The organism is Bifidobacterium saguini DSM 23967 (genome assembly GCF_000741715.1).
GTDB lineage: Bacteria > Actinomycetota > Actinomycetes > Actinomycetales > Bifidobacteriaceae > Bifidobacterium > Bifidobacterium saguini.
On sequence record NZ_JGZN01000015.1, the window covers coordinates 15,615 to 30,003 of the forward strand.

Annotated in this window: 9 protein-coding genes; 2 read left to right on the top strand and 7 right to left on the bottom strand. The window is 52.5% G+C overall.

What is annotated here, in order from left to right; translation table 11 throughout:
- Window positions 1–56 precede the first annotated feature (56 nt).
- Window positions 57–431 (bottom strand): DUF234 domain-containing protein, encoded by a 375-nt coding sequence (locus BISA_RS09655; RefSeq protein WP_337588791.1) that lies wholly within the window; start codon window positions 429–431, stop codon window positions 57–59.
- A gap of 517 nt (window positions 432–948) precedes the next feature.
- Between BISA_RS09655 and BISA_RS09660 the strand changes: the two genes are divergently transcribed.
- Window positions 949–2,397, top strand: coding sequence for an ATP-binding protein (locus BISA_RS09660; protein ID WP_033891696.1), 1,449 nt, complete (start codon window positions 949–951; stop codon window positions 2,395–2,397).
- Between the two features lie 175 nt (window positions 2,398–2,572).
- On the opposite strand, the gene BISA_RS09665 is transcribed toward BISA_RS09660, so the two are convergent.
- Window positions 2,573–4,492 (bottom strand): DUF4012 domain-containing protein, encoded by a 1,920-nt coding sequence (locus BISA_RS09665; protein ID WP_051917484.1) that lies wholly within the window; start codon window positions 4,490–4,492, stop codon window positions 2,573–2,575.
- Window positions 4,493–4,643: 151 nt separating this feature from the next.
- A complete protein-coding gene (locus BISA_RS09670) occupies window positions 4,644–6,221 on the bottom strand; it encodes a sugar transferase (protein WP_420308730.1) in 1,578 nt (525 codons plus the stop codon).
- A gap of 541 nt (window positions 6,222–6,762) precedes the next feature.
- On the opposite strand from BISA_RS09670, the gene BISA_RS09675 reads away from it, so the two are divergent.
- Window positions 6,763–8,340: an MDR family MFS transporter gene (locus tag BISA_RS09675; protein WP_033891699.1), complete on the top strand. Its 1,578-nt coding sequence runs from the start codon at window positions 6,763–6,765 to the stop codon at window positions 8,338–8,340.
- Window positions 8,341–8,843: 503 nt separating this feature from the next.
- On the opposite strand, the gene BISA_RS09680 is transcribed toward BISA_RS09675, so the two are convergent.
- The 4 genes from BISA_RS09680 to BISA_RS09695 all read right to left on the bottom strand — a co-directional run bounded on the left by BISA_RS09680 (window position 8,844) and on the right by BISA_RS09695 (window position 13,947).
- Window positions 8,844–9,845, bottom strand: coding sequence for a hypothetical protein (locus BISA_RS09680; protein WP_033891700.1), 1,002 nt, complete (start codon window positions 9,843–9,845; stop codon window positions 8,844–8,846).
- A 762-nt stretch (window positions 9,846–10,607) separates the two neighbouring features.
- Entirely contained in the window at window positions 10,608–11,879 is a 1,272-nt protein-coding gene (locus BISA_RS09685; protein WP_051917489.1) for an Nramp family divalent metal transporter, read from the bottom strand.
- Between the two features lie 426 nt (window positions 11,880–12,305).
- Window positions 12,306–13,073, bottom strand: a complete 768-nt coding sequence (locus BISA_RS09690) for an HNH endonuclease family protein (RefSeq protein ID WP_033891701.1) — start codon at window positions 13,071–13,073, stop codon at window positions 12,306–12,308.
- 4 nt (window positions 13,074–13,077) lie between these two features.
- Window positions 13,078–13,947 carry an aldo/keto reductase gene (locus BISA_RS09695; RefSeq protein WP_033891703.1) on the bottom strand — a complete coding sequence of 290 codons (870 nt, stop codon included), beginning with the start codon at window positions 13,945–13,947 and terminating at the stop codon, window positions 13,078–13,080.
- Window positions 13,948–14,389: the final 442 nt, after the last annotated feature.

Genomic DNA, 14,389 nt, shown 5'->3' on the forward strand with positions numbered 1-14,389 from the left:
AACAACGCCACATCAAACCCTAACTCATGCATGAACAACGCGGAGAAACAGTACAGTCATTCCACTGTATACAGGTTGCTCGCCGAGATGAACGTCATGGAGTCATCCTCCTGGTACCGCTTTCTTGTGACTTCTGAGACCGGTAACTTGGTGAACAACATGAATCGCGCGTTTTCGACTGGGTAGCCACGTACTAGGTCCGCACGTCGGTGCAATCGTTCGATGGCCTCAGTCTCGTTGAACGTATTGCGCCATTTGCATTCGCCGAACAGAATGTTCTTTCCCTGCGGCTCGGCCGCGATCACATCAATATCGGCCTGTTCACGTGCAATCGGATTGTTGCCCCACCACTTGCCGAATTGCGTGGCGATGAAAGGCAACTTACCTAAGGAATTGCGTCGCATCAACCATTGCTGGCAGATGGTCTCGATTCACACCCTCCCACTAAGTGTATTGAAATTAACTGTATCACGATTAAGGTAAGTATGACACAGTTAACTATCAACCTGCTATGCGCGGTACAGGGAAATCTGCTGAGGGTTTTCGCCGCCAAGCCTGAAATACTCGACGCCCAACTGCGAAAAACCGAACCTCCGGGTCGAATTCTAAAACAATCTAAAAGGTTCTAAAAGATCCACTACGTAAGCAAACCTCACGCCTTTATCAGCCGGACGTACTGCAGATGAGTTGTTTCGTCGGCGATGTCAAACTCGCCAAGCTATCCACATTTTTCAGCAAACATCAAGATAATCTCTTTTGCCTGCCATTTGCTTTTCTTTTGACTCGTTGGCTGATTTCACGCAACCAAAACACACAAAACGGCGGAATTCCAACGATTCCCCTTTTGCTCGCCATTTGCTTTTCTTTTGATTTTAAAATCAAAAGAAACTACTATGGTTAACAGAACAACTTAATCACAGTGCCAAATCACGTCCCCAAGGAAACAGCATGCCCGAAGATATCATCGCTCTTATCACGGCACTAGCCAGACAAGACAGCGAAAACGAATGCCTTGAATTCAAGCACAGCAATACCGATCCCAACCGAATCGGCCGCGATATTTCCGCACTCGCCAATTCCGCAGCCTTGCTCGGGCATACCTTCGCATACAAGGTATGGGGCATCGACGATGTCACTCATGAGCTCATCGGAACTGCATTCAATCCCAAAACCACTAAGGTCGGCAATCAAGAGCTGGAACTTTGGCTCCGCCAACACCTATCCGACAATGTTGAATTCCGATTCGAATCTGCCGAGGCATTTGGCAAACACCTCATTCTACTGCGCATCTGGCCGGCACAATATCGCCCTGTGCTCTGGCAAGGGCTCGCCTACATCCGCACCGGTTCATCAACGCAAGAGCTCAAACATGGATCAAAGCGCGAGGAAGAACTATGGAGCCGGACCCGAGCCGAGTTTTTTGAACTCCAATACGCTCTTAGCGGTCTTACCGATGATGAGGTACTCAATAAATTAGACACGGATTGGTACCGTCAGGAATTCGGCATTCCACAAACCACTTCCATCGAACAAACCATGCACCTGCTAGAAAGCGAACAGTTTGTTTTCCCTCAGGATTCAGGCACATATGCCATCACCAATCTTGGAGCGTTGCTGTTCGCTAGGAATCTCAACGACTTTCCAACCGTCTCACGTAAAGCACTACGCGTTATCCGGTACGATGGCTCCTCCCCTATCGCGCCTTCACGTAGTAAAACATTTAATTCCGGCTATGCACAGCTAGACCAGATGCTTGAATACATAGAGGCGCTACTTCCGGAACAGGAAATTATCCAAGGGGCACGCCGAGTCACGTTACGCGCATTCCCGCACACGGCACTGCGTGAACTTACCGCCAACATGCTTATTCATCAGGACCTCTCCATTACTGGAGCTGGACCTATGGTTTGCATTTTTGATAATCGTATCGAATTTACCAACCCCGGACGCTCGCTAGTGAATGTTGCACGATTACTCAACGATCCGCCACATTCACGCAATGAGAAAATGGCTGCCATCTGTCGCCGTCTACAGCTTTGCGAAGAAGCAGGATCCGGCTGGGATAAAGTGGTTCTCGATTGTGAACAACATCATCTCCCAGCTCCGCAGGTGGAAGAACCCGGAGACAATATGAGAGTGACCCTTATGCAGGCGACGCCATACCGAGAACTCACACGAGAACAACGTATGGACGCTGCATACTGGCACGCCTGCGTACAGTATGCACAACGAATACCGATGACCAATACCAGTCTCCGCGAACGGTTTGCATTGCCACAGAGTGGCACATCACAGATTTCCCGTCTTATCAAAACATGCTTGGATGATCACTTGCTTAAAATCGCAGATCCAGATGCGGGGAAACGGTACATCCGATACTTACCATACTGGGCATAATCTCTTTTGCCTGCCATTTGCTTTTCTTTTGACTCGTTGGCTGATTTTACGCAACGGGACCATGCGGAATGGCTGAATTCCAACGATTTCTCTTTTGCTTGCCATTTGCTTTTCTTTTGATTTTAAAATCAAAAGAAAAGCAAAGTACCCTTATCACAAGCCTAGGGGCTGAAGCTTATTCGTCAGTGCGGCCTTCTACTTGCGGCGTCTGGTAGATGTCCAGCGGAGTTTTGACGTCAGGCGCAACTTCCACATGAATGGTGGCCTCATAGGATTCGCCGGGGCTCAATACCAGCTTCTTAACGCCAACCGTGAGCGTATTGTGCGTGGTCACGCCGTCATAGCTTTTACCATCGGTGGACTTCCAATCCACTAAACGTCCACCGGCAGGCGCATAGGCAAATACTGCCGTACCTATCTGCCCATTCTCAATGCCCTCAGGTTGATAACCTAGAACATACTGCGGAATAGAAGAGACTTCGTCACTGGTCATCATGTTCGTAAGCTTTACATGAACCGTGTATTGGTTGGCTCCATCAGGAACCACCTTATCGAACTTCACTTCGACGCTACGCTTCAAAGACCAATCCATCTTGGATTGGGTCAAATCCGAGAAGAATACTCCCACTTCTGGCGTAGCCGCATCAGTCTTCAACGCCCCGGAAATTGGGGTATTAAGCAACAGTTCCTGCTCATCCTCATGCGCGCTCCACACCTTCATATGGCCTTGTGCCACGGAAGTAGTCACAGCTTTCAGGAAGGCCTTGCCATCCTGTGCATTCGCCATAATGTGACTAAATGCAGAACCAGCGGCAGCGGAGAAATACGCATCTTGCTGATCTTCAGGCTTATCGATATACACCTGATTCAATAAATATTGAGCTGTATTGGTGCCGTCCAACGTCACTCCATCTTCCAGAGTGACGCCGCCACTGACCTTCAGCATGTTCTGCAAGAACACCGGATCAATGGCAATCACACCATCCACATCCTGCCCAGCATGGGCCTTCCACATAGCCTTAGCGATTTCGCCGGTGCGAGGAAAATCAGGGGTAAAGTTCACATCCACCGCTACTCGGCCCAGCTTGTCGGTAAACAGCGTACGTTCCTCGGCAGTAAGATCCACCACTGGCTCATCGAACCAAGGAATTGAGCTACCAGAGATGAACGGTTCAAGCTCAACCTTGCCGCCGCTCACGGTCATCATGCCCCATGAACCAGGTAAACCACCACCAGGGCGAATCTCCGAATTCGTCTGGGCAAGAATCAAATACGTGCGCGTGGAACCATCATTAGCCAGCATTTTAGGCGCCACTTGCACAGCCACATTCACATCATGCACCATGCCAGACAACGTGTGCATATAATTCTTGGCCTTTTGCATGGCATCGGAAATCTGAGCGATATGCGGATCAGGAGCACCAATCAAATCATGTTCAGCGCTCTCAATAGCCGTATCAGCCTTCTGCAGTGCCGCAGAATACTTCGTCAAACCTGAGACGTCAACCGTTCCATTGTTCACGGAAACATCGCTCATATTCAAAGCAGACGACGCCTGCTTCAAAGAAGGCAACGCTTGAGAAGAAACATTCTCCATAGCAGTGACCGCAGTACGCACAGCACGAATATCATCACCGTAATACGGAACCTGCGATGCCACCTTCCACAGCATAGAGCTGGTCTGATCATAGGCGGCACTTGCGTGAGAAGAAAAAACTTCCATAGATTTATTCAGAGCATCCGTATCACCGCTCGTCAGCGACTCCTGCATACTCGTGGCCACAGATACAGCCTGCTGCACTTCATTCTTGGTTTTCATAGCGGACCAGGCGAACCATACCGCCAGCACAGCCACGAACAGCAGAACAACACCCAGGCCAATGAGCATACGGCGAATCCTGCGGCGTCTACGAATACGACGAATATGCCGTGCGCTCATGCGGCGCCGATGGCGGGAATGATGATCAGGTTGATCAGTGGGCGGAAGCGGCGGCGTATCAGACTTGCTCACAATGGATGCATCAGTCATGTACTCAAGCTCAGATTGGTTGCTTGCATCGCTCAAATTACCTTCATTATTGAGCTGCTCTGCCATCGATTTCCCCTACCGCAAAAACAAATAACATATATGAGCATGGCTGTACCGAATATCATCAATCGGTACAGCCATATAATTCCGTGCACAAGGGGCTAGCTTAGAGATAAACTGCTACCCCCCCCCCAGAATCAGCTTATAGATTTATATATCAGTAAGCACCGTTCGGATGAAGCACTGTACCGACCGTGCGCAAGATGTAGATAATGTCTCCCATTACCGACCAATTCTGCACATAGGCCACATCCAAGGCTTCAGATTCCTCATCAGACAAGTCATTACGACCAGACACCTGCCACGGGCCTGTAATACCAGGCTTTACAAGGAGTCGTGTAGCAAAGACTCGACTGTATTCATCCACCTCGAACTGACGCTGCGGGCGAGGACCCACCACCGACATAGTGCCAAGCAAAACATCAATAAACTGCGGAAGCTCATCGATTGAAGTCTTACGAATGAAATGACCAATCTTCGTAATACGTGGGTCCTTCTTGATTTTCACGCGTGCGCCTAACTTTTGCCCATTCTGGGCAGCAACTTCGGCAAGATACTTATCCGCATCCACTCGCATAGAACGGAATTTATGAATAGAGAACGGATTGCCGCGAAGACCAATACGCTGCTGCTTGTAAAATACCGGACCGCCATCTTCAAGTTTGATGAGAATAGCCGTAATCAGCATGATAGGTGAAGACAACACAAGTGCAATCAACGAAACAATCACATCAAACACACGCTTATAGATCTTTGCCGTCACCGAATATTGAGGCAATCGTTGCGTAATGATCGTGGTGCCCTGAATAGAACGAATCTGAATCTCATGATTAGCGGTATCCGCTGCGGACGCTAGCATGGCAACTTCAAGCCCCATAGACTCCATACGCACGGAGAAGACGTTGTAGTTATCAGAATAGCGGCGCAGCTCATCCGTGACCATAACAGTTTGAGCATCCATATCAACAAAGTTTTCCGCTAAACCGGAATCAGCATATTCAACCACCGGCAGAGAAGTTCCCCAATTCATGAAGATATCTCGCTGCATGTCTTCAATATCGCGATCCGCTTCAATGGCATCAGAATCACGGTTGATACGAATAGGACAAACAGCCACCGGACGATAGTTCAATTGCTCACGCTTGCTCAAGAATTTGAGCGTGTGGCTAATGCCAGACGGAGAACCAACAAGCACAGTACCGTAAGCGTAAGCACCCTTCTTACGCGACCTTGTAATAAAAGCGCGCGTAAACACTCTTTCAACTACTGTAAGAAGCCATCCCGCCAGATCAATCAAGCATAGTGAGGTTAGCGTCAACCTGAAATCAAAGAAGAAATTGAATGCGCACTGGATAATCCAGCAGGTAACCAACCCCCGCACCAGAAGCGCATTCAGCTGATACCCATCGCCCATAATATGACGGTGATACACACCAACAAAGTGCAAAGACCATACCCAGAAGCACGCGGCAATAACAAGGTACAACGTGACATTCATGGTGAAGTCGAATCGCGACGAATAGAACGGGTGAACTTCATCGCGAATACCCAGAATCAACGCTCCCGCAAGAATGAACATGGCAGCATCAATAAACATCAATGCTAGATTGACGTAAAACCGCCAATGAAGAACTTGCGTCAATCGCTGCTGGCGAGTGGTGGCAAGCCGACTAGATCTCGTCGTATCAGATTGACTGGCTGTTACAGTCGCTGGATTATGTTCTGCTGACGCCATTACGGACATCCTCTTCTTCACTACTTGCTCTCTGTCTGCGGCCCCTGCTTTCTCGAAACTCATACACGCCTCAACCGGCTGTTCTCATTCGCATTTCGAGTCACGTTCCAGAAAACGGGCCTATTACAGCATCCTACAAAGAACGGGGCACAAATAGGGGGTTTAATGTTGCTTTTCGGGGTGATTTAGACGAATAAACGCTTTACCAAACCTTTATTGGGCCTGCATTAATCAGCATGTGACCCTATTTGCATATAGGGGTGGAAGATACGCCCTTTGATTCGGCGCACGAGGGGATGGTTTTGCAGTGTGGCGAGCTTCAGCAAGACAGACCACCCTGAGGCGTAGTGTATATTCGTGCTTTCCAAGGGGGCTGCCCGGCCAAGCACAGAAGCACATGGCGGCACACAGCGTATCGGCAACGGTAAGCAGATAGGCTCTGCAACAGTTGTTTGCTATTTGGGTTGGACTAGGCAAAGTCTCCAATCCCATCGCATATAGCCAGTCAGCTTTTCCGGCCGAGCGCAGAAGTGGAGTTTGTGTGGCTGGAGAGAACGGAATCAAGAATCGTACAAGCGAACTGCAGCAAGTACTGAGCCAAGAGGAATCCTATGTGGACGGCAAACTGAGCCGAGCCGCATTCGTTTCCATCGCCATTCTTACATTCATCACATTCGTTGGTAATTTCACTCAGTTGCAGCTGAGCTCAGCGCTGCCGATCATCGTTTCCGAATTCGGCATTTCCGTAACCACCGGCCAATGGCTCACCTCCGTATTCCAGTTGGTGATGGGCGTTATGGTGCCGCTCACCGCATTCCTGACCCGACGTTTCTCCACGCGCCAAATCGTGATCTGCTCAATGGCGGTGTTCACACTTGGCTCAGTAATGGCATGGCTCGGGCCGAACTTCATATGGGTGCTGCTCGGTCGCGTGCTGGAGGCGGCGGGCACGGGCGTGATGTGGCCGGTGCTGCAGATCACCGTGTTCTCCATCTACCCCCTGTCTCGACGCGGATTCGCAATGGGTACCGTGGGTATGGCCATGAGCGTGGCTCCGGCCATCGGACCGACACTGGGCGGCTGGCAGACCGACGCCAACGGCTGGCGATCCATCTTCCTGACCATGACGATTATCGGCGTGCTCTCATTGCTCGCCGCCATGTTCTGGCTGCATAACTTCGGCTCGCACGACCCATCCGCACGCGCCGACTTCTTCTCAGTGTCGCTATCCGTAATCGGTTTCGGCGGGCTGATGTTCGGCTTCACCAACTCGGAGACCTACGGGTTTGCGGCTCCTGCGGTATGGGGGCCAATGCTTGTTGGCCTGGTAGGCATCGTGTGGTTCGTGCTGCGGAACCTGCGTCACGGCCGCCGCTATAGCGAAGCCAAGGCTTTGGGCAAGGGGCCGCTCCCCCAGCCGGCGCTGCTCGACTTGCGAGTGCTGAAGAACCGCTCCTTCACCGTGGGCACCATCACCGCTTCATTGGCGTTCTTTGCCTTTAGCTCGATTCTGGTAATCATGCCGCTTTATATTCAGACCGACCGTGGTTTTTCAGCCACGATGAGCGGCCTGATCATGCTGCCCGGCGCCATCGGTCAATGCGTTTCCCAGTTCTTTGGCGGGCGTGCAATGGACCGCTTCGGGGCGCGGCCTGTGGCGTTGTTCGGTTCCATCGTGCTTACCGTGGGCACCATCGGCATGTCTTTGGTGTCTATGGATACGTGGATTTGGTGGGTATCCATCTGCCAGTTCGTGCGTCAGATCGGTATGGGATTCCTGCTCATGCCCATCACTACATGGTCCTTGAACTGCCTGAACGGGCCGGATGAGGTTTCGGCCGGCTCCTCGGTGACCAACACCGCGCGTCAGATTGCTGGTGCCGTGGGTGCGCCGGTGCTTGTGATCCTGATGGAGACGTTTGCCGCATGGCAGCACAGTAACGGGGCTTCCGCAGTTGCCGCTTCCATTTTCGGCATTCAATGGGCGCTGCGTATCTCTGCAGGCATCTGCTTTGTGATGGTGCTCATGGTGGCGTTCGGGGTGCGCGGAGATGGTGCCGGCCACATGCGCGATGCCGTGTCCCTGCGCGTGCTGCGCCAACGGTTGAAGCGCGCGTAGGAGGAACTTCCTGAGCTAGGGTGTCCTTTCCTGATTCGCCGAGTGCCAGCGTTTGAAGCGTGCGTCGGGCCGTTAACTGACGTTAAGCGTCGGGTAGTTGCCGACTCGTCCATCCCCCAGTCCAGCAACTATCCGACTGACTGTAGGTTTCCGAACACTGACTGTCGGGTTTTTAACGTTGCCTGTAGGTTTTTGAACGAATTTCGTTGGAAATCCTACAGTCAATGTCCAAAATCCTACAGTCAACATATACACAGTATTAAAAAGTGTTAGAAATCCTACAGTCAACGTTCAAAAACATACAGTCAATTGCCGTCGGAGACAACCAACCGTAGTCGACTACGGTCAGTATAGGATTCGGCACCCTTACCTCATACAAACTCTCGCAGATATCAACCAATCAACCCACCACAAGCAGCAGACGATCAGACCGTTGCCGGCAAACTCCTAACCCAAATGTCGCAAGTGGCAACTGGCCGCATCTTGTCATCAGACATACATAGTCATCGAATCCACGGAGCAGTAGGCTCACCAATTGGTACTCCCGCTGCAGCCAAAGCCTTTTTCATTGGCAATCGATGATACGCATCTTCGAAAAACCAGCGCACAGTATGACTAACACCGAGCGTCGTAAGCACGTTTTGTCTGCTGCGTTCGCGTTTAACTATGCCACCAACATTCTGACCGTTGGTCATCGACGGGTCCACATACTTTCTTTGCCCATCGAACTCGCCAGCAATCATTGTCCCATCAGGCAATCTCCATAAATAATCAACTCGATACACAGTATTTGGATTATTCGTATCAACGAACTCAACCTGCTGCTCCGGTAACATCACGCCGTCTTCTGCCATAGTTCCATAGCAAAATGACTCGCCACCATTCTCACTAAGCCCATTGGCAAAGGTTGCGAGCGCACGAGCTTGATATTGGTTTCGGCAACGATGCTTCTCATTGCAATATGCGACTAAGTCTTCACGAGCAATGAGCCTCTGCCGTATGGCGGAGTCATAAAACGACAGCGCGATTCGAGGTTCATAGATACGACCGCAATCGAATAGCGTACGTTGAATAGTCGTGACTTTAACTCCGCCAACGTACTGAGCTTGTTCGATTTCATGCTGCGGCACATAAAATCTGCGTACCTGACTGCAATACTCATTAGTCGGCGTTCCACTACTGGCCGCTATCATGATTCGGTTATCTTGAGCATGCAAATAAAACGAATGGTCTAATCCCCATGCACAGGCCGCTGAAATGCCAGCAAAGACCATATCCGGATGTCCTACCGACAACGTGCGCATAATATGCAGCATCTGATCTGGTGGACTGAGGCTATTCCAATATCCGCGATCCATGTACATGTTGGGATATGGGCAAATGATTTCCCCTTTTGCCCGTAACCGCCTCAGCAGCATGTACTCTGCATCTTCAGATGCTCGCATGCACCGCTTAGCTCGTTTTGCGGCATCTAATTTATTCATCACTGTTGTATATGTATCCATATATCAACGCTAGGAATCGTCAATGGTATTCAGCAAGCTCGACCGACAATTGTGGATACTATGACGGGGTAAAAACTCTTGTGGATAATTTCGAATTATCCACAATAAATATTGTGGTAGTTAATCTTTGGCGGGAACTTTTAAACGAGGCGGCCAAACAGTTGTTTCCTAGTGGCCTGATGGTCCAAAAATCTAAATAGACCAGTGTCTTATTGGCCTTAGTGACATCAGTAGCCTAGTGGCCCAGCGTCCAGTGCCTTAGTAACCCTACAACTGACTAAAACCACTACTGGACTGTAGGTTTTTCTACGTTGACTGTAGGACTTTGAACAATCACTGTAGGTTTTTTGACACTGACTGTAGGATTTCCAACGAAATTCGTTCAGAAACCTACAGTCAGTGTTCAGAGTCCGACAGTCAATGTTCAAAAACCTACAGTCAGTGTTGGAAATCCTACAGTCAAATAGGTATTCAGTCGGACAGTACCGCCAATTCGGCCAAATTGGCTGGGTCAGACAAGCTAATCGGAGCAGACAAGCTAGCTGGGTCATACAGGCTAACCGGGACAGACAGATTATCCGGGTCATACAGGTTAGCTGGGTCAGACAGGTTAGCCGGATCATACAGGCTAGCTGGGGACAGACGGATTATCCGGGGCAGGCAACTCAGGCAGGCCAAACAAATCAATTGAGTCGGCTAAATTAATTGTTGGCCCGATGAGTCGGTTTGACCGAGGAAAAATCCTCGCCCGCGGGAACGTATTCATGCCTTGCCGAGGAGGGTGAGGACTATGAGGAGCACGTTCAACGCGATGATCAGCACGGCCACGGCAATGAAGATGGCGTGCTTGATTGGGCCGTCCACCCATTTGCCCATGAGCTGCTTGTCATGCGTGTAGCGCATCAGCGGAATGATGGCGAACGGAATACCCACGGAAAGAATCACCTGGCCAATCACCAACGCTTCGGTGGGGTTCGGCGCAAACCACAACACAATCAGGCCTGGCACCAAGGTCACCACACGGCAAGCCCACATTGGAGCCTTGATGCGCAGCAATCCATGCATAATCTCGGAGCCGGCATACGTGCCCACCGAGGTGGAGCTCAGCGAAGAAGCCAGCAACCCGATAGAGAAAATCGTGCCGATCACCGGGCCCAGCACGGCCACAATTGCATGCTGAGCACCTTCAATCGAATCGGTGCCCTTCATGCCGTACAGAGAGTTGGCGGCCAAAATCAGCAGGCTCAAATTCACGGTACCGGCAAGTAGCAACGCCCAGAACACGTCAACCTTGGAGCCGTCGAGCAAACGCTTGATGGACGGTTTCTCCTGCCCGCCCGCGTAATGATCGTTCACCAGCGTGGAATGCAGGTAAATCGCGTGCGGCATCACGGTGGCGCCAAGCATGGAGGACGCCATCAGCACGGAATCCGTGGTGGTGAAGTGCGGAATCAGACCAGCTGCCACATCAGCCGGATTTGGCGGAGCGATGAACAGGCCGGCGATGAAGCCGAACGTAATCACCAGCAGTAAGGCGATGACCATTTTCTCAAACAGGCGATGGGTTTTGCCACCCTCAAACAACAACAGAACGGTGGAAACCGCGCCGATCACCACACCGCCGACGAACAGCGGCAGACCGAACAGCAGGTTCAACGCGATGGCACCACCGATAAGCTCGGCCAAATCGGTGGCGATGGCGATGACTTCGGCTTGCATGAAGAACATGAATCGACCGGCGTCATGCATGCGTTCGCCGAGCAATTCCGGCAGGGACTTGCCGGTCACAATGCCGAGTTTGGCGGACTGGTATTGAATGAGCACACTCATCGCATTGGCGAGCACCAGCACCCAGACCAGCAGATAGCCGTAACGCGCGCCGGAGGTGACGTTGGCGGCCACATTGCCAGGATCCACGTATGCCACCGCGGCCACGAACGCAGGGCCCAGAATACCTGCGAGCGCATGTCCGTGGTGGGTCACCGACTTGCCACCGCGTTCTTGTGCACGGGCAGCTGCGCGTTCCTTGTCGATTTCGGCGTCGCCGCGCTCAATGCTGGCCGCGGTTTCTGCATCCACGATATTAAGTTCAGGGTGCTTGGCGGTGAGCCTCTCCTGCTCGGGGTGGATGGTGCGGCGCTTATCGATGGTATGCATACGGCCATAACCACGGCCGTGGGTGTTGCTAGCAATGGTGGGGTCGTTGGTACGCGGCATGTGCTGACTGGCCGCATGCCTATTGTCGGACGTAGATGATGTCGATGTATTGGTGGGTTCCGCGGGATTATTCGTGTTCTCGTTGGCGCTCATATATGTGTTCGTGCCTCTCTTATATACCGGCCCCTGTTATAGCGTCACCATGTTTCTGAGTCAATTAATAAGTCATTCGAGATTACTGATCAAGCGTCAGTTCACTGACTATTCACCAGTGACTATTCATCAGTGGCTATTCATCAATGACTATTCATCAGCCGGGACCGCCTGCCCAGGACAGGTGTGGAGCACGGCGAGCATCGCATCTTTTTCCTGCGTGGTCACGGTGAGCTTGTATTTGTCTTTGACTCCGATTTGCCGAGCCACGTAATCACAGCGGTAATCGGCATTGGTGGGCAGCCAGTAGGCGGCGGAGGCTGAGCCTTTCTCCTGATTGGCGGGGCCATCCACGGCGAGTAGATTGTAAGGATCGTTGCCGAATTGGTGGCGTTCGGCGGTGGACCAGTCGCGTGCACCGGATTGCCACGCGTTCTCGAGGGCCACTACGTGGTCGATCTGTACTTTGGCGCTGGTGGTTCGGCCACGCACGAAGTGGATGGTCTGGCCGGTGTATGGGTCCTGCAAGGTGCCAGATGCCACTTGGCAGGAGCCGGCGTATTTGTATTGCACGTCGGTCAGGTCGCGGGCGAGCACGTCTTCGCGGGCGTCACATCCGTTGCCGTCGGTGTCGGTTTCGCGGAAGCCGAAGGAGTCGCGGTCGTAGCCGGATGAGCTTTGGTTATCGTCCACAGTGAGCTGGTTCAGAGTGTCCGCAGCCGAACCGGTGGCAGTGTAGTTGCCGGTGATTTTGGCCGCGGTGGGGCTTACCTCCGGCAGCAGTAATCCTGCCGTAACACCGACGATGGCGGCAATCACGAGCAGAATCAGGATGCGTTCCAGGGGGTTCGATGCGTTGAATCCGCGGCGGAAATGCGCGGAACGTGTACCTGAGCGGCGATATGAGCGGCGTGGCATCTAATCAGGCGTAGGTGAAGGTGGCGGGGTCGTGGCCGGCGCGGGTCGGGCCGTCCAGAGCGTCGATGGCCGCATGCTCCTCGGCGGTCAGCGCAAAGCCGAACAAATCCAGATTCTCCTTCTGACGCTCGTCATGCACGGACTTCGGAATAATGATTGTGCCGTTTTCGATATGCCAGCGCAGAATCACCTGAGCTGGGCTCACCTGGTGCGCTTCGGCAATACGCTCAATCGTGCCGTTGCCAGCATTGAGATCAGCACCGCGAGCCATCGGCGAGTAGGCTTCCACAGCAATGCCGTGCTCCTTGCAGTAGGCCACCACTTCGCGCTGCTGCCAAGTGGGGTGCAGTTCGATCTGGTTCACGGCAGGCCAGGAACCGGTTTCATCGTAGAGACGCTTCAAATCGGCGGGCATGAAGTTGCACACGCCCAGCGTGCGGGCACGGCCTTCCTCGCGCAGCTTCACGAACGCCTTCCAGGTGTCGGCGCTGCGCCAATCGAACGGGGTTGGCCAGTGAATCATGTACATGTCCACATAGTCGAGTTGCAGCTTGTTCAGGGAATCGTCGAACGCCTTGAGTGCGGAATCATAGCCCTGCTGGGAGTCGCGCAACTTGGTGGTGACCCACAGAGTCTCACGAGCGGCACCCTTGTTGTAGCCGGTGGCGGAGAGCGCACGGCCCACGCCGGCCTCATTGTTGTAACCTGCCGCTCCATCGATATGGCGGTAGCCGGCGGCGAGCGCGGATTCGACCACCGGGGTCACGCCATCGTCGTCGATGCGCAGCACACCGAGTCCTACCTGCGGAATCGAATGTCCGTCTTTCAACGCGATGTCTGGTACGTTGGCGGGATTGATGTGCCCATTGGTCATGACGATGCTCCTTGATTGCGGCTAACTACACGCCACTGTACACGGCTTCCCCGCCTGCCGAGAAGAGCCCAACGGTTCTTCCAGCTTTTTTCGGCACGTATCACAAGAGCGAACCACCACAACCGGCAATCCACGATCAGCTGAACTACGTAGTCAATGGAGGCATGTTTCATCCTGCTCCATATCAACCACCGCACTGCACTTGACTAAGCTCAAATAATTATCAATTTTTAGGCCTTTCGCTGTTTGGTGTGGGTGAGTGGGTCGGGGGGGTGGTGGTGCTGGTCGGGTAGTTTGGGGGTATGGATACCACGTCGTTGTTCACCGCCGCCCTGCAACTGCCTGACCCGTGGAGGGTGTCGGGCGTGGAGTTCCGTGACGAGGAGGACGGCGAGACGGGAACTGCATATCGCGATCGGGTTCGCGGCGGGTTCGCGGTTCC

Coding starts and splice junctions, on each gene's coding strand:
- BISA_RS09680 (WP_033891700.1), bottom strand. CDS start 9,845: ATGGATACATATACAACAGTGATGAATAAATTAGATGCCGCAAAACGA.
- BISA_RS09695 (WP_033891703.1), bottom strand. CDS start 13,947: ATGACCAATGGGCACATCAATCCCGCCAACGTACCAGACATCGCGTTG.
- BISA_RS09665 (WP_051917484.1), bottom strand. CDS start 4,492: ATGGCAGAGCAGCTCAATAATGAAGGTAATTTGAGCGATGCAAGCAAC.
- BISA_RS09690 (WP_033891701.1), bottom strand. CDS start 13,073: ATGCCACGCCGCTCATATCGCCGCTCAGGTACACGTTCCGCGCATTTC.
- BISA_RS09670 (WP_420308730.1), bottom strand. CDS start 6,221: ATGGCGTCAGCAGAACATAATCCAGCGACTGTAACAGCCAGTCAATCT.
- BISA_RS09660 (WP_033891696.1), top strand. CDS start 949: ATGCCCGAAGATATCATCGCTCTTATCACGGCACTAGCCAGACAAGAC.